The following is an 18,062-nucleotide window of genomic DNA, read 5'->3' as shown; positions in this document are numbered from 1 at the left end:
CGGCAATGGCAACGGGCCGGAAATCTTGCGCCCCGCCTTGCGTTCAGGGCGTGCTTCGATAACGGATCAATCGACGGCGAACAATCCTGCGGGCGCGCTGTGCGGTTCGTGCGGGGCGTGCGGTGCGGTTCGCGCCGTGGGTCGTGCGGGGCGGAGGCGGGGCTACGGCAGGGCGAGTTCGAACCAGGTGACCTTGCCGTCGCCCAGCAGCTGCACGCCCCAGGAGTCCGCGAGCGCCTCCACCAGGAGCAGTCCCCTGCCCGAGGTCGCGTACTCGGCCTCCGGATCGCGCCGACGCCCGGGCAGCCGGCTCGTGCCGTCCTGCACCTCGACCCGCAGCCGGCTGTCCGAGCCGAGCGCCGCGTCGAAGACCGCGCCCTTGGCGGTGTGCAGCAGCGCGTTGGTGACCAGCTCGGAGGTGAGCAGCTCGGCGGTGTCGGACAGCTCCGGCACCCCCCAGTGGCTCAGTGCCGTGCGCAGCCGGTGCCGTACCGCGCCCACCGCGACCAGGTCGGCGGGGTCGAGCGTCAGGTGCAGCCGGCGGTGCAGCGCGCACCCCGGGGCCGGCGCACCCGGCAGGGTCGTCCCGGTGCCGGTTCCCATGCCGACGCCGGTGCCGGTGCCGTTGACCGGGCCCTGGGCCGTCCCGGACCGGTAGGCGTCGCCCGAACTCGTCCGCTGCCGCGGGAATCGCGACTGACCGTCCATCACCACATGCCCCCGCCCTCGAATCCGGGCCCCCGCCTCCGGATCCCCCGCCGGCCGGGTGGCCCCCTCGTTCTGACCACCCATCCTCATGCCCAGTTGACGGCGTTTGCAACAGTGTGCGTCCGATCACGTGGGGTGAAAGGGGCACGGGGAGGTTCACGTGATCCAACTGCCCGCGCCGGACAGGTTTGCGAAGCGCAGAGGCTGCTTTCGAGCCCGCTCCCCCTCGATCCCGCGCACACCCGGCGCCCGTACGGACCGCGCGCGGGCCGCGCGCCCCGTCTCCGCCACCACCGCGCCAGGACCCCCGCGCACTCCGTCCTCCACGCCCCTCACCCCCGCCGCGCGCCCGACAAGCCGAACCTCCGCGGAGCGGCAACGCTGGACACGACGCCCCTGCGCGGGTTCAATGACCCGAGATGTTTGAACGCCGTTCTAACATCACCCCGGAAGCCCCGGCCCCCCGAGCCGACCCCCCTCCCCGGCGACCGCGAGCGAGGAACCGTGCGACTGACCCCCACCGAGCGGGACCGACTGCTGATCTTCACAGCAGCCGAACTGGCCCGCGCCCGCCGAGCCCGGGGCGTACGCCTCAACATCCCCGAGGCCACCGCCCTGATCGCGGACACCGTCTGCGAGGCCGCCCGCGACGGCCGGCGCCTGGCCGAGGCCATCGAGGCCGGCCGCTCCGTGCTGACCGCCGACGACGTGCTGCCCGGCGTGCCGGACGTCGTCACCGTCGTCCAGGTCGAGGCCGTCTTCGACGACGGCACCCGCCTCGCCGTCGTCAACGACCCCTTCAAGGGCGCCGGCTCGCTCGGCGACGAGGCCCCCGGTGGCGCGCTGGTCGGCGACGGCGCCGGCTACGACCCGATCGAGGAGACGCTGCTCCTCCCCGTCCACAACACGTCCGCGGTGCCGATCTCGGTCACCTCGCACTTCCACTTCTTCGAGGCCAACCCGCGCCTGGCCTTCGACCGCGCCGCCGCCTACGGCACCCACCTGGCCGTCCCGGCCGGCTCCTCGGTGCGCTTCGACCCCGGCAGCACCGTCGAGGTCGGCCTCGTCCCGATCGGCGGTGACCGGGTCGCGATCGGCTTCGCCGGACTGGTGGACGGCCCCCTGGACGCGCCCGGCGCGAAGGAGGCCGCCCTGGAGAAGGCCCGCGCGACCGGCTACCTGACCAACTTCGACGACTCGGAGGTGCCTTCGTGAGCTCCATCACCCCGCACGACTACATCTCCGTCCACGGCCCGCGCGCCGGCGACCGGATCCGCCTCGGCGACAGCGGACTCATCGTCCGCGTCGAGTCCGACTCCCAGGCGCCCGGCGACGAGTTCCTGGCCGGCTTCGGCAAGACCGCCCGCGACGGCCTCCACCTCAAGCCCGCCGCCGTCCGCGACACCTGCGACGTGGTGATCAGCAACGTCCTGGTCATCGACGCGATCCAGGGCATCCGCAAGACGTCCATCGGCCTGATCGGCGGCCGGATCGCCTCGATCGGCCGGGCCGGGAACCCGGACACCCTGGACGGCGTGGACGTGGTCGTCGGCACCGGCACCACGATCGTCTCCGGCGAGGGCCTGATCGCCACCGCCGGCGCCATCGACACCCACGTGCACCTGCTCTCGCCGCGGATCATGGAGGCCTCGCTCGCCTCCGGCGTCACCACGATCATCGGCCAGGAGTTCGGCCCGGTCTGGGGCGTCGGCGTCAACTCGCCCTGGGCGCTGCGGCACGCCTTCAACGCCTTCGACGCCTGGCCCGTCAACATCGGCTTCCTGGGCCGCGGTTCGTCCTCCGACGAGGCCCCGCTGATCGAGGCACTGGCCGAGGGCGGCGCCTCCGGCTTCAAGGTGCACGAGGACATGGGCGCCCACACCCGTGCGCTGGACACCGCGCTGCGGGTCGCCGAGGAGTACGACGTCCAGGTCGCGCTGCACACCGACGGGCTGAACGAGTGCCTGTCGGTCGAGGACACCCTGAAGGTGCTGGAGGGCCGGACCATCCACGCCTTCCACATCGAGGGCTGCGGCGGCGGTCACGTCCCCAACGTGCTCAAGATGGCGGGCGTGCCGAACGTCATCGGCTCCTCCACCAACCCCACCCTGCCGTTCGGCCGCGACGCCCTCGGCGAGCACTTCGGCATGATCGTCTCCGCGCACGACCTCAAGGTCGACCTGCCCGGCGACGCCGCCATGGCCCGCGACCGCATCCGGGCCGGGACGATGGGCGCCGAGGACGTGCTGCACGACCTCGGGGTCATCGGCATCACCTCCTCCGACGCCCAGGGCATGGGCCGCGCGGGCGAGACCGTGCGCCGCACCTTCGCCATGGCCGGCAAGATGAAGGCCGAACTCGGCCCGCTCGACGGCACCGGCTCCTACGGGACCACCGAGAGCGGCGACGACAACGAGCGCGTGCTGCGCTACATCGCCAAGCTCACCATCAACCCGGCCATCGCCCACGGCCTCTCCCACGAGGTCGGCTCGATCGAGGTCGGCAAGCTCGCCGACATCGTGCTGTGGCGCGCGGACCACTTCGGCGCCAAGCCGCAGCTCGTCCTCAAGTCCGGCTTCCCCGCGTACGGCGTCGTCGGAGACCCCAACGCCTCCACCGACCGCTGCGAACCGCTCGTCCTCGGCCCCCAGTTCGGCGCCCACGGCGCGACCGCCGCCGACATCTCGGTGGCCTTCGTCGCCCAGGCCGCCGCCGACGCCGCCTACCTCGACCGCCCCGCCGACGGCCTGCCCACCCGCCGCCGCCGCGTCGGCGTCCGCGGCACCCGCGGCATCGGGCCGCGCGACATGGTGCGCAACGCCCGGGTCGGCCAGGTCGACGTCACCGAGACCGGGCTGGTCTCCCTCGACGGCTCGCCGCTGCGCTCCGAACCCGCCGACAGCGTCTCCCTCAGCCGCCTCTACTTCCTCTGATCCCCCCTTGTTGAGGACTCCCACGATGACCACCCCCACGCCCGCCTCCCTCGGCTACCGGATGCCCGCCGAATGGCACCCCCACGACCGCACCTGGATGGCCTTCCCGACCGCCAACCCCACCTTCGACAGCCCCGAGGCACTGCACGCCGGCCGCCAGGCCTGGGCCGCCGTCGCCGACACCGTCGTCCGGTACGAGCCGGTCACGCTGATCGTCAACACCGGTGAGACCGCCGAGGCCCGCAAGTACGTCTCCGAGCAGGTCGAGATCGTCGAGCGCCCGCTCAACGACGCCTGGATGCGCGACATCGGCCCGTCCTTCCTGATCGACGGCAAGGGCTCGCTCGCCGCCGCCGACTGGATCTTCAACGGGTGGGGTGCCCAGTCCTGGGCCCGCTGGGACAAGGACCAGCACATCGCCGAACACATCAGCGAACTCGCGGACGTCCAGCGCTTCGCCTCCCGGCTGATCAACGAGGGCGGCGGCATCCACGTCGACGGCGACGGCACCGTGCTCGTCACCGAGACCGTCCAGCTCGGCGAGGGCCGCAACGCCGACTGGACCAAGGAGCAGGTCGAGGCCGAGCTGCACGCCTTCCTCGGCACCACCAAGGCCATCTGGCTGCCGCGCGGACTCACCCGCGACTACGACGAGTTCGGCACCCGCGGCCACATCGACATCGTCGCCTCCTTCGTCCGCCCCGGCGTCGTCGTCGCCCACGTCCAGCCCGACCCCTCCCACCCGGACCACGCCGTCTGCCAGGAACTGGTCACCCTCCTGCGCGCCTCCACCGACGCCCGGGGCCGGCAGCTGGAGGTCATCGAACTGCCCGCCCCCACCGTCCTGTTCGACGAGGACGGCGAGCCGGTCGACTACTCCTACATCAACCACTACGTCGCCAACGGCGCCGTCGTGCTGTGCGCCTTCGACGACCCGCGCGACCAGCAGGCCGCCGACATCCTCGCCGAGGCCTACCCCGGCCGCACCGTCGAACTCGTCGACGCCCGCGAGATCTTCGCCAACGGCGGCGGCATCCACTGCATCACCCAGCAGCAGCCCAAGGCCTGACGCCCCCGGCCACCGGGGTGGGGGCACCCGCCCCCACCCCGGTACCCTCCGGTCCTGCCCACCTCCTCCCAGGAAGCAGCCCCACCATGGCCGACCCCCGCCCGCGCCGACCGGCGCGCCCCCGCGAGGAGGTCTTCGCCACCGCCCGGGCCGCCATCGCCGAACACGGGCTCGCCAAACTCACCATGGCCGGCCTCGGCAAACAGCTCCAGATGAGCGCCGGACACCTGCTCTACTACTTCGGCACCAAGGACCAGCTCCTGCTGGAAACCCTCCGCTGGAGCGAGGACCAACTCGGCGCCCGCCGCCGCGAAGCCCTCACCGACCCCACCCTCGACCCCTGGCAGCGCCTCGACGCCTACCTGCGCCTCTACCTGCCCGAAGGCCCCGGCGACCCGCGCTGGATCCTCTGGGTCGAGGTCTGGGGCCGCTCCCCCGCCAGCGACGAGCTCCGCCGGGGCCAACAGGAGATCGAAACCCCCTGGCAGGCCGACCTGGTCACCCTCATCGAACAGGGCACCACCACCGGCCACTTCACCCCCGGCCCCGCCCCCGCCCGCGCCGCCCAACTCCGCGCCCTCCTCGACGGCCTGGCCGTCCCCATCGCCATCGGTCTCCCCGACGCCCACCCGCCCACCGCCCTCACCCACGCCACCTCCGTCGCCACCACCCTCCTCCGCACCTGAACCCCTGCGGCCCCCATCCGTCAACTCAAGGGCGTGACAAGGGTCGTCGTTCCCCTGGTCTAGGGTCGCCCGCATGGCTGAGCCCTCCTTCCTGACCGCCGTCCGCGAGTCGTACGACACCGTCGCCGCCGCTTACGTCGAACGCGTTCCGCCTCCAGCCGCGATGGATCCGCTGTCACGCGCGATGCTGGCGGGGCTCGCCGAGCTCGTGCGGACGGCCGGTCCCGGTCTCGTCGCGGACCTGGGATGCGGCCCCGGCCGCGTGACGGCGCACCTGGCCGAGCTGGGAGTGTCCGCCTTCGGCGTCGATCTGTCACCGAACATGATCGAGCTGGCCCGGCACGCCCACCCGAACCTGCGGTTCACCGTGGGATCGATGACCGCGCTGGAGATGGAGGACGACGAGCTCGGTGGCATCCTGGCCTGGTACTCCACACACCACACGCCCCCTCAGTGGCTGCCGGCGGTGTTCGCCGAGTTCCACCGCACGCTCGCGCCCGGCGGCTACCTCCTCTGGGGGGACTACGTCGGCGACGAACGGCTGCAGCCGACCCGGGGCTACGGCCAACCGGTGTCCTACGAGTCATACCTCCTGCCCCTGAACCGCATGGTCGACCTGCTGGAGCAGGCCGGACTCGTGGTCACCGCGAAGCTGGAACAGGAACCCGGCGGGCGGGCGAACAGACCGCGCGCCTGCCTGCTGGCCCGCAAACCCGAGGCGCCTTGACGGGGCTCACTCCCGCGGCGAGGCCGCTGATGCCGTATCGCCGCACACCTGCGCGCCCCGCGACACCGCGGGGGCGCTGGGGCGCTGGGGCGCCCACGCGAGGAGGCAGCCGGGGCCCGCAGGCGAAGTCGACCAGGCCGACTTCCGGCGCAACGGCCCCGGGCGACTGACCGGCAGACAGACAGGCCCGGCCGGGCGCGGGCAACAGCGACACCGCATCCACGCACCGGTGGCCGCAGGCCGATCACCCCAAGCGGCAAACCCGGTTCCCGGGCCCGCGGGTGTGGGCCCGGAGCGGGACCGGACGCACCAGAAGTCGGGTGGGCCGACTTCTGGTGCGGGGCCGTGTCTACTCGGTCCAGATGGCGGCGGCGGTGCGGTCGTCGGCGTAGCCCTTGGCGCGGACTTGGACCTGGCGGAGGAAGTAGACGGTGCCCGGGGGGTGGGGGTGGGCCCAATGGGCGGAGAGGAAGTGGGCGACGGCGGGCTCGTCGGCGATCGGGTGGGACAGGCCCGGGGTGCACAGCAGGAGGATGTCGCCCGGGGTGGCCGGGACGAGGCGGAAGCGGAACGGGCGCGGGTCCGGTACCGGGGCTTCCGGAACGGGCGGTTGGCCGTCCGGGTGGTGGAGCAGCCGGGCCGCGTAGGCGTCGATCCAGTGGCCGGAGCGCAGCAGGTAGAGCCCGCCGGGGCCGACGCCGAAGGCGGCGCGGTAGCCCGCCGCCGGGTCGAGCGACACGAGCAGGCAGTGCAGCGAGGCCGGGAACGGGGAGTCGTCCCCCTCCTTCCGGGGTGCCAGCGCACGCAGCGGGGCGGCGGCGCCGGTGGCCAGGCGCTGGAGGCCGTAGCGCAGGCGGTCCCTGGCGCCCTCGCGCAGGTCGGCGGCCAGGCCGGCCCGGCTGCGTCCGATCGCGGCGGCGAGCTGGCGGCAGGCCTCGCCGGTAGCGGCGGCGACGGCCTGCGCGGTGAACGACTCGTCCTCGGCGCCGTCGGTGCGGTCGTAGCCCGCGAGGACGGCGAGCAGCAGCCCGTCGGGGCCGTCGCCGAACCTGGTGACGAGCAGGCTGTCCCGGCGCGGCTCACCCCGGTAGCGGGCGGAGTCACCCCGGACGGAGACGGCGCGCAGCACGGTCGTCCCGTACTGGGCGCCTTCCAGCGCGGTGTCCGGTACGACGGCGTTCAGCGTGCCCGGGTCGGCCTCGGGTACGGCCGTCGGCTCGGGCCCGTACGTCGGGGGCCGCTCGCCGACGTGCGGGACGGCGGGGCCGCTGTCGGTGAGCGGGGCGCGGATGGCCAGGCGCGGGTCGGGGATGGGGGCGGAGCGCTCCGGGTCGGGCTGCGGCGCATGGTCGGGTTCGGGTTCGGGGGCCGGTTCCTTGACGGCGACGGGTTCCGGGGCAGGAGCGACCTCCGGTTCGGTGGCAGGGGCGACCTCCGGCTCCGGTGCCGGGGCAGGAGCGGCCTCCGGTTCCGGCTCCGGCTCCGGTTCCGGTTCCGGCTCCGGTTCCGGTTCCGGCTCCGGTTCCGGTTCCGGTTCCGGTTCCGGTTCCGCAGAGGATTCCGGTTCCACGGACGGTGCAGGTTCGGGTTCGGGTTCGGGGGCCGGGGCGGGCTTTTCCAGGGAGACCGGGGTGGGCGGGGCCTCTGGCTCCGGCGCGTCGGCGGCGGTCTCGGTCGAGCGGCGCTGGCGTCCGATGCCGCCGGTCCCCCCGATCACGCCGAGGGCGGTGTCGAACCAGTCGTCGAGGCCGTCCCGCGCCACCACCGGTTCGGCAGCAGGCGCCACCACCGGCTCCGTGACCGGCTCCGCAGCCGGTTCGGCAGCAGGCGCCACCACCGGCTCCGTGACCGGCTCCGCAGCCACCTCCGGCACCGCCGTCCGCTGCTGCCCGATCAGTCCCGCCGCCGTGTCGAACCAGTCGTCGACGCTGCCGTCGCCCGGGTCGGCGTGCGGGGTGTCGGGGAGGGTGCCCGCCGGCCCGTCGTAGACGGTGTCCCACCAGCCGTCGTCGGGCCGGGGCGGCTGTGCGGGTGCACCCTGCTTGCTCATCTGGCGGCTCCTGGTCGGTCCGTGGTCGCGCCGCCCCCGGCGGGGCCGGACTGGCGTCATTGTCTCCAAGTGCAACGACGCTGTCCGGGTTTCGGCGACAACCGGTCACCGACCGGATCATCCCGGCCACCGCGTTCACCTGGTGCTTAGCCGGCGGCGGGGCGGCAGGGCGGCGGCAAGACGGTACGGCCGTCGTCACGGCGTGCGTTTCCGTTCCGTCCGCGCTTGCCGGATGTGCCCCGAGCAGGGCGTTTCCTGGAGATTGCGGGGTGTTGGCGGCCGAAAATGAGGGCCGATGAGGGGCATCGCTTCACCCGTTCGGCTGATTAAATGTGCGCATGACCGCGTCGGCCCCGAGCTCACCCCGACCGGGGAGGGCCGCATCGGCGGGCCGCCCGGCGGGTGCGCTGTTGGGCCTGCTGCTGGTCGCCCTGTTGACCGTGCTGCCGTGTACGGGCCTGGCGAAGGCGGACGCGTCCGCCCGTCCGGGGCCGGGCCCGGTGAGCGCCGTCTCGGTGGTCACCGCGGCTGAGGCCACCGCGCAGACCCCGCTCGCGCGTGAGGCGGCACGGGACACCGCCCGTGACGCCGCGCGCGACGCCGCCCGGGCCTCCGACGGCCACCACCGCATCGCGGAGCAGCAGGATCACTGGATCCTGTGCACCGCCGACGGCCAGCCGCCGCACAACAACGGCTGCTCCAGCCACCCGTTCTGCCCGCAGGACGCCCAGCTGCCGAACCCGCCGCCGCATCCGCAGCCCGCCGCATGGCCACTCGTCTCCCCGGCACCCGAGGCGCTGCCCCGGGTGGTGCCCGCGGGACTGCTGGACGGCCCGCACCCGGCCCCTGATCTGCACGAGCTCCAGGTCCACCGGTCCTGAGCGGAACCCACCGCCGACGCTTTCCCTTCGGCGGGTCCGCCACTCCCCCCTCTTCAGCCGACCGCCGCCACAAGCCGTGCGCGGCGGGGACAAGGACAACCATCATGGGTTCCGCCTCTAAGCAGTCCAACAAGCCCGGCGGCAAGGGCGGCGTCGACCGCCGCACCCGGATAGCCGAGCTGCGCGCCGCCGAGCAGCGCCGCGACCGCCGCAACAAGGTGATCGCCTCGGTGGCCGCCGGTGTGCTGGTGATCGGCGCGATCGCGACCGGCACCTGGTTCGTCATGGACCAGAACCAGAAGAAGAAGGACCGCGAGGCCGCCGCCAACGCGGACATCCCGGGCGTGAAGACCTTCGGCGACCTGAGCCGCAACCACGTCAAGGACAAGGTCAACTACCCGATGACCCCGCCGGTCGGCGGTGACCACAACGCGGTCTGGCTGGACTGCATGGGCCACGTCTACGACAAGCCGGTCGAGAACGAGCGCGCCGTCCACTCGCTGGAGCACGGCGCGGTCTGGGTGACGTACAACGGCAAGGCCACCGCGGACGACATCAAGATCCTCACCGACAAGGTCAAGGCCACCCCGTACTCGCTGATGAGCCCGTACCCGGACGAGCAGGGCACCATCACCCTGAACGCCTGGAGCACCCAGCTGATCGTGGACAGCGCGAGTGACCCGCGGGTCAACCAGTTCTTCACCAAGTACGTCCAGGGCAAGCAGACCCAGGAGCCGGGCGCCTCCTGCACCATGGGGGAGATGTGACCGCCGACGGGACCCGCCCCGAGGAGACCTCGGCAGCGGGCGCAACGGACGCAGCGGGCGAGCCGGAGGAGCAGACCGCGGAGCGACCCGGCCGTCGCCGGATGTGGTGGCCGGCCGTGCTGGCCGCCGTGGTGGCGCTGGCGCTCGGGGTGCCGGCCCTGGTGGCCGGCGGGACCTCGGCCTCCGGTTCGTCCTCGATCGCCGTCCCCGCGGACGACTCGCCCGAGGCCGGTTTCGCCCGCGACATGGCGACCCACCACCAGCAGGCGGTGGACCTGTCGTTCATCGTCCGGGACCGCACGAGCGACGAGCCGACCCGCACCCTCGCCTTCGACATCATCAACACCCAGGCCAACCAGCGCGGGATGATGACGGGCTGGCTCGACCAGTGGGGGCTGTCGCAGCACTCGACCGCCAAGCCGATGACGTGGATGAAGATGGACCACGACTACCAGGCGCACGACGGTTCGCTGATGCCGGGCATGGCCACCAACGCCCAGATGGCGAAGCTGCGCACGCTCAGCGGGCGGGACGCCGAGGTGTACTACCTCCAGCTGATGATCGAGCACCACAAGGGCGGCGTGGAGATGGCCCAGGGCTACGTCGACATGGCGAAGAACGACGTCGAGAAGCGGCTCGCCCAGTCGATGGTGGTCGCCCAGACGTCCGAGCTGGAGCTGATGACCGGCATGCTCAAGGAGCGCGGCGCCGCCCCCGGCGTGCCCGCGTCCTGACTCCCGCAAGCCCCTCGTTCCCCCGGACGGCCGGGGCGCGACGACGGTCCCGCGACCGCCCGTACCGCGCCCCGGCCGTCCGCCGTCCGCACCCCTCCGCTGTCCGCACCCCCTCCTGGAGCACTCCCGCATGACCACCGATGCGCCCTGGCTGATCGCCGGACTGGGCAATCCCGGCCCCTGGTTCCGGCTGACCCGGCACAACGCCGGCTTCCTGGCCGTGGACCGGCTGGCCGAGCGGTACGGCGCGCGGTTCCGCCGGCGCGGGATCGGCGCCGTGGTCGCGGAGATCGAGGTGGACGGCCGGCAGGTGCTGCTGGCCAAGCCGCTGTGGTGGTCCATCAACCTGTCCGGCCGGCCGGTGGCCGCCCTGCTGCGCCGCTACGGGGTGCCGGTCGAGCGCCTGGTGGTCGTCCAGGACGACCTGGACTTCGCCTACGGCACCGGCAAGTTGAAGCGCGGCGGCGGCCCGGGCGGGCACAACGGGGTGCGGTCGGTGGGCGAGGTGCTCGGCACCCGGGACTTCGTCCGGCTGCGCTTCGGCATCGGGCGCCCGCCGAAGGGGCAGAGCGTCGGCGACTACGTGCTGAAGAAGTTCTCGGACGAGGAACTCGCCGCGATGCCGCAGGTGACGGACCGCTGCGCGGACGCCCTGGAGACGCTGGTGCGGCTCGGGCTGAACCGGGCCCAGGACGCCCTGAACGTCAGCGCGTAGCCGCCGGACGGCTCCGAGGGGCGGCGGGCCGGGTCAGCGCGACCGCCGCCACCGCGACCGCCGCCAGGACGGCCAGCACCGTCCGCCCACCGGACGCCGCGCCCGCCAGGTGGACACCGAGGACGGACAGCGCCATGCCGAGCGCGGTGCCCAGGCTGCGCGCCATGTTCACCATGCCGCCACCGACGGCCGAGCACTCCGCCGGGATCGCCCGCATCACCAGGGCGTTGTTGGCGGGCAGCAGCAGGCCCAGCCCGTACCCGGCGACCAGCAGCGGGGCCGCGACGGCCGCGGCCGAGGCCGGCAGTGCGGCGAACAGCAGCAGTCCGGCGGCGGCCAGGCCGGCGCCGAAGCGGCACCGGGTGACGTCCGACCAGCCCCGGGGCAGCAGTCCGCCGCCGACCGTCGCCGCGACGGCGAACGCGGCGGGAAGCAGCGTGACCACCAGCCCGGCGGCGGCCGTCGACACGCCCGCGCCGGTGAGCCGCACCGGGCCCAGCACCAACGGGCAGAACAGCAGCAGGTAGCCGATCAGCGCCACCACCAGCCCGGACCGCACTCCCGGGGTGTTGACCAGCCCCGGCGCCAGGATCGGCCGGGCCGCTCGCCGCTCCTGGCGCACCAGCGCCACGGCGAGGACGGCGGCGGCCAGCAGCAGGGCCGCGACCGCCCAGCCGGGCAGCGGCAGGCCGGAGGCGGTGGACAGGGCGAGCAGCAGCGCGGTGGTCGCGCCGGTGAGCAGCAGCATGCCGGGCAGGTCGAAGCGGGGCTCGCGCGGGCTCCGGGCACGCGGTCCCCGGCCACGCGGCGCCCGGCCACGCGGCTGCGGGACCGTCGTCGGGACCGCCGCCGGCGGGCAGGTCCGGGTGCGGGGCAGCAGGTACCAGCCGGCCACGATGCCGAACACGGCGATCGGCACGTTCACCCAGAACACCCACTGCCACGAGGCGTGCTCCACCAGCAGCCCGCCGAGGCTGGGCCCGAGCGCCAGCCCGAGGCCCTGGGCGGCGGCCTGGATGCCGAGGGCGCGCCGCATCGCGTGCTCGGGGACGCCGCGTGCGACCAGGGCGACGCTGTTGGCCTGCATCATCGCGGCGCCGACGGCCTGCACGGCGCGGCAGCCGACCAGGATCCACAGGCTCTCGGCGAACCCGGCGCCGAGCGAGGAGAGGCCGAAGACGGCGAAGCCGCCGATGTACATGGTCTTGCGGCCTACCAGGTCGGATAGCCAGCCGATCGGGGCCAGCAGGGCGACCAGGACGAGCAGGTAGGCGAGGGCGACCCACTCGACGGCGGCGAAGCCCGCGCCGAAGTGGCGGCCGAGGGCGGGGAAGACCAGGGCGATGACGCTGGCGTCGAGCTGGCCCAGGAAGGCTCCGAGACAGACGGTGCCGACGGCCAGCCAGTGGGCGTGGCGCCAGCCGGCTATGCCGCGGGGCCGGGGCCGCTCGGTGAGCAGGCGCGCGACAAGAGCGGTGGCGTTCATGCCACAAATATATCGGATGCAGATATGTTCTCTCTACGAGTTGCTCGTGCTGCGATACGAAGGATCTCGCGGTGCGTCCACCCCGCGTCCGAGCAGCGGACAGCGCCCCCGGAACGCCCCGTACCAGGCGATACGCTGTCCGCCATGCCGTCGTCACCGCTCGTTCCCGACTCCGCCGCCGAAAGCCACGACCCGGCGGTCGAGCACGCCCGGCGGCTGACCGACACCGTCACCCGGCTGCGCCGCGCACTGCGCAGCAGCATCCGCACCGACTACCCGTGGGAGTCCCTGCCGATGGCGCAGGTCGAACTCCTCCAGACCCTCGCCGCCGCCCCGCTGCGGGTCGGCGAGCTCGCCGCCCGCCAGCGGCTCGCCCCCAACACCGTCAGCGGACTGGTCGGCAAGCTGCTGGAAGCCGGATTCGTCGACCGCCAGGCCGACCCCGGCGACCGGCGCACCGCCCGGATCGCCCTCACCCCGGCCGGACGCCGCCAGCTGGACGACTGGCAGCACGCCCACGAACGCCGGATCGCCACCGCGCTCGGCACCCTCGCCCCGGCCGACCGCGAGGCCGTCGTCCAGGCGCTGCCCGCGCTCGAAAAGCTCGCCCGCGCCCTGGCGCAGCCGGGCGCTCTCACCGAGGGGCCCGGGAGCAGCTGAACGCGGACGTCCGAGGCGGACGGTCGAAGCGGACAGTGGAAGCGGCCGGTCGAAATCGGGTGGCCGCCGGGATCCGGAGGCCACTACCGTCCCCGTCATGACCGAGATCGCGGTACGGATCGAGCCCTGGACGGACGCCGACCTCGCGCTGCTGCGCCGGGTGAACACCCCGGAGATGAAGAAGCACGTCGGCGGACCGGAGACGGAGGAGCAGCTGCTCGTCCGGCACGGGCGCTACCTGGACTTCGTCCCCTCCGGCCTGGGCTGCATGTACCGGATCGTGCTGCTGCCCGGCGGCGAGGCCGTCGGCACGGTCGGCTACGGCACCCGCACCTGGGCGGGCGGGACCGTCCACGAGATGGGGTGGAACGTCCTGCCCGGGCACCAGGGGAAGGGCATCGCCGTGACCGCCACCCGGGCCGCCGTCGCGGCCGCCCGGCGCGAGGCCGCGCACCGCTTCCTGCACGCCTTCCCCTCGGTGGACAACCCCGCCTCCAACGCGGTGTGCGCGAAGGCCGGGTTCACGCTGCTCGGCGAGACGGAGTTCGAGTTCCCGCCCGGCCGGTTCATGCGCAGCAACAACTGGCGGGTGGACCTGCGGGACTGACGCCCTTCACCCCGCAGGCTTCGCGCGCCGCACGCGCCGGGTCAGAAGAGGGTGCCGCTCTCCAGCTCCAGCAGCCGGCGCTTGCGGTCCACGCCCGCCGCGAAGCCGGTGAGCGAGCCGTTGGCGCCGAGCACCCGGTGGCAGGGGCGCACGATCAGCAGCGGGTTGGCGCCCACCGCGCCGCCGACCGCCCGGACCATCCGCGGCGACTCGCCCGCCAGCTCGGCGAGTCGGCCGTAGGTGACGGTCGTGCCGTACGGGACCTCGTCCAGCGCGGCCCAGATCCGCCGGCGGAACTCGGTGCCCTCGGGAGCGAGCGGCAGGTCGAAGGTGGTGCGCTCGCCGCTGAAGTAGGCGGTCAGCTGGGCGACCGGTTCGGCGAGGGCCTCGGGGTCGAACTCCCAGCCGTCGGCGGGCTCGGCCAGCGCGTACTTCTGCCCGGGCGCGGTGACGGTGGCGAGGGCCGCCGCGCCACCGCCCTCGGGAAGCACGCCGCTGAGCAGCAGACGGCCGAGGGGGCTCTCCATGGTGGTGTAGACGGTGGTGCTCATGCCGGGTCGTTCTCCGTTCCGGTGCTGGTGCTGAAGCTGGTGCTGGGTCCGGTTTAGGTGCCAGTGCCTGTGTCGGCTCCGGTGCCGGTGCCGGTTCCCGTTCCGACGCCGCCCGGGGCGGCGCTCACGGGCCCGGCCCACAGCCGGTGGACGGCGTAGGAGCGCCACGGGGCCCAGGCCTCGGCGGCGAGGGCGGCGGCCTTCGGGTCACCGGGGGCACCGAGCCGGATCAGGCCGTGCTTGACGCCGATGTCGCTCGGGAGGAAGACGTCGGGGTCGGCGAGGGCGCGCATCCGCAGGTAGCCGACCGTCCACGGGCCGATGCCGGGCAACGCCAGCAGCTGGGCGGCGGCTGCCTCCCGGTCCACCCCGCCGTCCAGCCGCACCACGCCCTCGGCCAGCGCCGCGCACAGGCCGGTGAGCGCGCGGCGACGGGCCGCAGGCATCGCGAAGTCCTCGGGGTCGGCGGTCGCCAGCGCCGCCGACGTGGGGAAGAGCAGCCGCAGGCCACCGCTCGGTTCGGGCAGCGCGGCGCCGTACCTCTCCGCGAGCCGGCCCGCCAGAGTACGGGCGGCGCCGACGGTGATCTGCTGGCCGAGCACGGCGCGGACGGCCAGCTCGTGCGGATCCACATGTCCGGGCGAGCGCAGACCGGGGCGCTCCCGGACCAGCGGGCCGAGCACCGGGTCGGCGCCGAGCTGGTCGTCGACGGCGTCGGGGTCGGCGTCCAGGTCGAACAGGATGCGCAGGCGCTGGACGGCGGTCGGCAGGTCGCGCAGGTCGGCGAGCAACAGGCGGCAGTCGAGCCAGCCGCGGGTGCGCGGCTCGTCCGGAGCCAGGCCGTCCACCTCGGCGATGCCGTGACCGTACGGGAGCGCGAGGGTGCGCCGGTAGGTGCGCACGCCGGGGCGCGCGCCGGGCACGACCTCCTCCACCCCGGGGACGGCGCGCAGTCCGAGGAAGTCGATCAGGTGGTCGCTGTCGATCGCGCCGCGGTAGGCCAGGCGCAGGGTGAGGCCGCCGGCCGGGGTCGCGGTGCGGCGGCCCGCCACGACCTCGGCGCGCAGGCCGCTGGGGGTGCGGTCGTAGACCTCCCGGACGGTGTCGTTGAACTGGCGGACGGAGGCGAACCCGGCCGCGAACGCGATGTCCGTGACGGGCAGCTCGGTGGTCTGCAGGAGCAGCCGGGCGGTCTGGGCGCGGCGGGCGCGGGCCAACGCGATCGGGCCGGCGCCGAGCTCGGCGATGAGCTGGCGCTGCAGCTGCCGCGCGCTGTAGCCGAGCCGACCGGCCAGGCCCGCGACGCCCTCGCGGTCCACCACGCCGTCGCCGATCAGGCGCATCGCGCGGCCGACCAGGTCGGCGCGGTGGTTCCACTCCGGGGAGCCGGGCACGGAATCCGGTCGGCAACGGCGGCAGGCCCGGAACCCGGCGCCTTGAGCGGCCGCGGCACTGGGGTAGAAGCGGCAGTTGGCACGCTTCGGGGTCACGGCGGGGCAACTCGGTCGGCAGTAGATGCCGGTGGAGGTGACGGCCGTGAAGAAGACCCCGTCGAAGCGGGAGTCCCGGCTGTCCACGGCTCGGTACCGGATGTCGTCGTCGATCACGCTGTCCAGTCTGCGGCACCGACGAGGGGGTGACTGGCGGGAATCGGACATCACCGTTCAGGGGTTGCCCATCGGCTGTTTGCCCGTCGCCGCTCCGGCAGCGCCGGAGCGGCGACGGAACGATCAGGTGGGAATCGGCCACCTGGTTCTCTGGGCCCCTCCCCCTTCCCCCGCCCACCCGCCGCCACCACCGCGCGTCCATCTACCGCGCCCGCCGTGCCCACCACACCCACGCGCCCCAGCCCCACCTGTTCTGGCCGGCCGCTGGCGGCCGGCCAGAACAGGTGGCACTACAGGTGGCCGCAACAGCCAGGTGGTCAGCGCAACTGTCCAGCACCAGCCGGGCCCGGCTGACGCCCGTCCCCTGAGCCGGGAACCCGTCCGCTCAACGCTTCACCGGACCTCCCGCCGCACGCATCGACTTGGTGATCGCCTTCCACTTGTTCAGCCGGGCCTTGGCCACCCGGGCGTCCGAGCGGGAGGCAATCCACTCGTTCTCGCGCTGGAGCTTGAGGTAGCTGTCCATCCGGCGCTGCGGCAGGGTGCCGTCGGCCAGCGCCGCCCGCACCGCGCAGCCGGGCTCGGTGTGGTGGTTGCAGTCGTGGAAGCGGCATCCCTCGGCCAGCTCGGCTATGTCGGCGAAGGCCAGGTCCACCCCCTCGCCACCGTAGAGGCCGACCTCGCGCAGCCCGGGGGTGTCGATCAGCACGCCCCCGCCGGGCAGTGCCATCAGTTCGCGGGTGGTCGTGGTGTGGCGGCCCTTCTGGTCGACCTCTCGGGCCTGCTGGACGGTCATCACCTCGGCTCCGACCAGCGCGTTGGTGAGGGTGGACTTGCCCACGCCGGACTGGCCGATCAGCACGGTGGTGCCGGGAGCGCAGGCGCGGAGCACGTCGATGCCCTCGCCCGTCTCGGCGCTGACCACCAGCACGGTGACGCCGGGGGCGACCGCTTCGACGTCGGCCCGGATGAAGTCCGCGTCGTCCACCAGGTCGGCCTTGGTGAGGACGACCAGGGGTTCGGCGCCGGACTCCCAGGCCAGGGCGAGGAAGCGCTCGATCCGCCCGAGATCGGGATCGGCCGCAAGGGAGGCGGCGATCAGGACGGTGTCGACGTTGGCCGCCAGCACCTGGCCGTCGGAACGCTTGCCGGCCACCTTGCGGATGATCGCGGTGGAGCGCGGCAGCAGCGCGGTGACGGCGGCCATCGGTTGGGCGTGCAGGTCGACGGCGGCCCAGTCGCCGGTGCACGGGCAGTTGATCATGTCGGCGTCGCCCACCCGCCGGGTGTCGAACCGGACGGTGCGCAGCGCGCCCGTCTCCGGGTCGGCGAGCACGGCGTCGCACTGGCCGCGGTCGACCCGGACGATCCGGGCCGGGAGCAGCCCGGCTTCGGCGAGCGGGGCGAAGAGCTCGTCGAGCTCGGGCGTCCAGCCGTAGCCGGCCAGCGGGGAGCCCGCGACTGCGGGGTCGGCGAGGTTGTCGGCGAAGGTGTCGCCGGAGAAGGAGGAGGAAGAGAACGACGGAACGGAGGCAGCGTTGAACAACGCAGTGGCCCTTCGGGAGGAGATGGTCCCGGCGGGCTACGGCTGGCGCGGAGGGCTCAGCCGGCGGCCGGGAAGAGGAGGTGAACGCGAGTGCTGCCCAGGGCAGCTATCGGGGCGACAACGACCACGGGGTTCACCTCCTGCTCTCTACTCCTCGGGCGGCCCAACGGCCCCCGAACCTGACGCGTCACACGCTAGCGGGGGCCGCGGCGACAGCCAACACATTTTTGACCTGCGGATGAACCGCCGGTTCGGGACGTCCAGGGAGTCCAAACGGGGTCTGTGACACGGGTGTGACACGGCCCGGGCGTTACGTGCGGGATGCGGATATACAG

General features: G+C 73.7%; 17 protein-coding genes. 11 read left to right on the top strand and 6 right to left on the bottom strand.

All coding sequences use genetic code 11. The annotated features are described in order from the left end of the window. Positions 1-162: 162 nt before the first annotated feature. Positions 163-708 (bottom strand): ATP-binding protein, encoded by a 546-nt coding sequence (locus BOQ63_RS32490; RefSeq protein WP_107488674.1) that lies wholly within the window; start codon positions 706-708, stop codon positions 163-165. 504 nt (positions 709-1,212) lie between these two features. On the opposite strand from BOQ63_RS32490, the gene BOQ63_RS32485 reads away from it, so the two are divergent. The 5 genes from BOQ63_RS32485 (at position 1,213) to BOQ63_RS32465 (ending at position 6,123) form a co-directional block, all read left to right on the top strand. After that, entirely contained in the window at positions 1,213-1,923 is a 711-nt protein-coding gene (locus BOQ63_RS32485) for an urease subunit gamma (RefSeq protein WP_072655404.1), read from the top strand. Further along, positions 1,920-3,641, top strand: a complete 1,722-nt coding sequence (locus BOQ63_RS32480) for an urease subunit alpha (RefSeq protein ID WP_030281658.1) — start codon at positions 1,920-1,922, stop codon at positions 3,639-3,641. The genes BOQ63_RS32485 and BOQ63_RS32480 overlap by 4 nt, the downstream gene beginning before the upstream one ends. A gap of 25 nt (positions 3,642-3,666) precedes the next feature. Next, positions 3,667-4,710, top strand: a complete 1,044-nt coding sequence (locus tag BOQ63_RS32475) for an agmatine deiminase family protein (RefSeq protein WP_030281660.1) — start codon at positions 3,667-3,669, stop codon at positions 4,708-4,710. A gap of 86 nt (positions 4,711-4,796) precedes the next feature. After that, positions 4,797-5,396 carry a TetR/AcrR family transcriptional regulator gene (locus BOQ63_RS32470; RefSeq protein WP_030281663.1) on the top strand — a complete coding sequence of 200 codons (600 nt, stop codon included), beginning with the start codon at positions 4,797-4,799 and terminating at the stop codon, positions 5,394-5,396. Positions 5,397-5,469: 73 nt separating this feature from the next. After that, positions 5,470-6,123: a class I SAM-dependent methyltransferase gene (locus BOQ63_RS32465; protein WP_072655403.1), complete on the top strand. Its 654-nt coding sequence runs from the start codon at positions 5,470-5,472 to the stop codon at positions 6,121-6,123. 349 nt (positions 6,124-6,472) lie between these two features. Here BOQ63_RS32465 and BOQ63_RS32460 read toward each other — a convergent pair whose 3' ends face one another. Then, the gene (locus tag BOQ63_RS32460) at positions 6,473-8,173 is read right to left on the bottom strand and encodes a protein phosphatase 2C domain-containing protein (RefSeq protein WP_150476199.1); all 1,701 of its coding nucleotides are present in this window, start codon (positions 8,171-8,173) and stop codon (positions 6,473-6,475) included. A 338-nt stretch (positions 8,174-8,511) separates the two neighbouring features. Here BOQ63_RS32460 and BOQ63_RS32455 point away from each other — a divergent pair, with 338 nt between their 5' ends. From BOQ63_RS32455 to pth, 4 genes are all read left to right on the top strand, one after another. After that, positions 8,512-9,054 carry a hypothetical protein gene (locus tag BOQ63_RS32455; RefSeq protein ID WP_143174813.1) on the top strand — a complete coding sequence of 181 codons (543 nt, stop codon included), beginning with the start codon at positions 8,512-8,514 and terminating at the stop codon, positions 9,052-9,054. Between the two features lie 104 nt (positions 9,055-9,158). Continuing rightward, entirely contained in the window at positions 9,159-9,821 is a 663-nt protein-coding gene (locus tag BOQ63_RS32450; RefSeq protein WP_030281671.1) for a thioredoxin-like domain-containing protein, read from the top strand. A 101-nt stretch (positions 9,822-9,922) separates the two neighbouring features. Then, positions 9,923-10,555 (top strand): DUF305 domain-containing protein, encoded by a 633-nt coding sequence (locus BOQ63_RS32445; protein ID WP_037828900.1) that lies wholly within the window; start codon positions 9,923-9,925, stop codon positions 10,553-10,555. A 130-nt stretch (positions 10,556-10,685) separates the two neighbouring features. Beyond that, positions 10,686-11,270 (top strand): aminoacyl-tRNA hydrolase, encoded by a 585-nt coding sequence (gene pth / locus BOQ63_RS32440; protein ID WP_030281681.1) that lies wholly within the window; start codon positions 10,686-10,688, stop codon positions 11,268-11,270. Here pth and BOQ63_RS32435 read toward each other — a convergent pair. Next, entirely contained in the window at positions 11,260-12,756 is a 1,497-nt protein-coding gene (locus BOQ63_RS32435; protein ID WP_150476198.1) for an MFS transporter, read from the bottom strand. The genes pth and BOQ63_RS32435 overlap by 11 nt on opposite strands. A 144-nt stretch (positions 12,757-12,900) precedes the next feature. On the opposite strand from BOQ63_RS32435, the gene BOQ63_RS32430 reads away from it, so the two are divergent. After that, a complete protein-coding gene (locus BOQ63_RS32430) occupies positions 12,901-13,416 on the top strand; it encodes a MarR family winged helix-turn-helix transcriptional regulator (protein WP_072655399.1) in 516 nt (171 codons plus the stop codon). 97 nt (positions 13,417-13,513) lie between these two features. After that, positions 13,514-14,023, top strand: a complete 510-nt coding sequence (locus BOQ63_RS32425; RefSeq protein ID WP_030551120.1) for a GNAT family N-acetyltransferase — start codon at positions 13,514-13,516, stop codon at positions 14,021-14,023. 41 nt (positions 14,024-14,064) lie between these two features. Here the strand turns inward: BOQ63_RS32425 and BOQ63_RS32420 are convergent, their stop codons facing one another. The 3 genes from BOQ63_RS32420 to rsgA all read right to left on the bottom strand — a co-directional run bounded on the left by BOQ63_RS32420 (position 14,065) and on the right by rsgA (position 17,727). Further along, complete coding sequence (locus tag BOQ63_RS32420) at positions 14,065-14,574, bottom strand: methylated-DNA--[protein]-cysteine S-methyltransferase (protein WP_030281687.1); 510 nt, start codon at positions 14,572-14,574, stop codon at positions 14,065-14,067. A 53-nt stretch (positions 14,575-14,627) separates the two neighbouring features. Then, positions 14,628-16,232, bottom strand: coding sequence for a DNA-3-methyladenine glycosylase 2 family protein (locus tag BOQ63_RS32415; RefSeq protein WP_079183846.1), 1,605 nt, complete (start codon positions 16,230-16,232; stop codon positions 14,628-14,630). A gap of 334 nt (positions 16,233-16,566) precedes the next feature. Then, complete coding sequence (rsgA, locus tag BOQ63_RS32410) at positions 16,567-17,727, bottom strand: ribosome small subunit-dependent GTPase A (RefSeq protein ID WP_079183845.1); 1,161 nt, start codon at positions 17,725-17,727, stop codon at positions 16,567-16,569. Positions 17,728-18,062: the final 335 nt, after the last annotated feature.

Source organism: Streptomyces viridifaciens, assembly GCF_001888885.2.
GTDB lineage: Bacteria > Actinomycetota > Actinomycetes > Streptomycetales > Streptomycetaceae > Kitasatospora > Kitasatospora aureofaciens.
Note: the sequence above shows the minus strand (reverse complement) of the source record. Positions and strands in the feature narration are given on the sequence as shown.

Coding starts and splice junctions, on each gene's coding strand:
- pth (WP_030281681.1), top strand. CDS start 10,686: ATGACCACCGATGCGCCCTGGCTGATCGCCGGACTGGGCAATCCCGGC.
- BOQ63_RS32465 (WP_072655403.1), top strand. CDS start 5,470: ATGGCTGAGCCCTCCTTCCTGACCGCCGTCCGCGAGTCGTACGACACC.
- BOQ63_RS32425 (WP_030551120.1), top strand. CDS start 13,514: ATGACCGAGATCGCGGTACGGATCGAGCCCTGGACGGACGCCGACCTC.
- BOQ63_RS32430 (WP_072655399.1), top strand. CDS start 12,901: ATGCCGTCGTCACCGCTCGTTCCCGACTCCGCCGCCGAAAGCCACGAC.
- BOQ63_RS32420 (WP_030281687.1), bottom strand. CDS start 14,574: ATGAGCACCACCGTCTACACCACCATGGAGAGCCCCCTCGGCCGTCTG.
- BOQ63_RS32435 (WP_150476198.1), bottom strand. CDS start 12,756: ATGAACGCCACCGCTCTTGTCGCGCGCCTGCTCACCGAGCGGCCCCGG.
- BOQ63_RS32470 (WP_030281663.1), top strand. CDS start 4,797: ATGGCCGACCCCCGCCCGCGCCGACCGGCGCGCCCCCGCGAGGAGGTC.
- BOQ63_RS32460 (WP_150476199.1), bottom strand. CDS start 8,173: ATGAGCAAGCAGGGTGCACCCGCACAGCCGCCCCGGCCCGACGACGGC.
- BOQ63_RS32490 (WP_107488674.1), bottom strand. CDS start 708: ATGGACGGTCAGTCGCGATTCCCGCGGCAGCGGACGAGTTCGGGCGAC.
- BOQ63_RS32450 (WP_030281671.1), top strand. CDS start 9,159: ATGGGTTCCGCCTCTAAGCAGTCCAACAAGCCCGGCGGCAAGGGCGGC.
- BOQ63_RS32445 (WP_037828900.1), top strand. CDS start 9,923: ATGTGGTGGCCGGCCGTGCTGGCCGCCGTGGTGGCGCTGGCGCTCGGG.
- BOQ63_RS32475 (WP_030281660.1), top strand. CDS start 3,667: ATGACCACCCCCACGCCCGCCTCCCTCGGCTACCGGATGCCCGCCGAA.
- BOQ63_RS32415 (WP_079183846.1), bottom strand. CDS start 16,232: ATGTCCGATTCCCGCCAGTCACCCCCTCGTCGGTGCCGCAGACTGGAC.
- BOQ63_RS32455 (WP_143174813.1), top strand. CDS start 8,512: ATGACCGCGTCGGCCCCGAGCTCACCCCGACCGGGGAGGGCCGCATCG.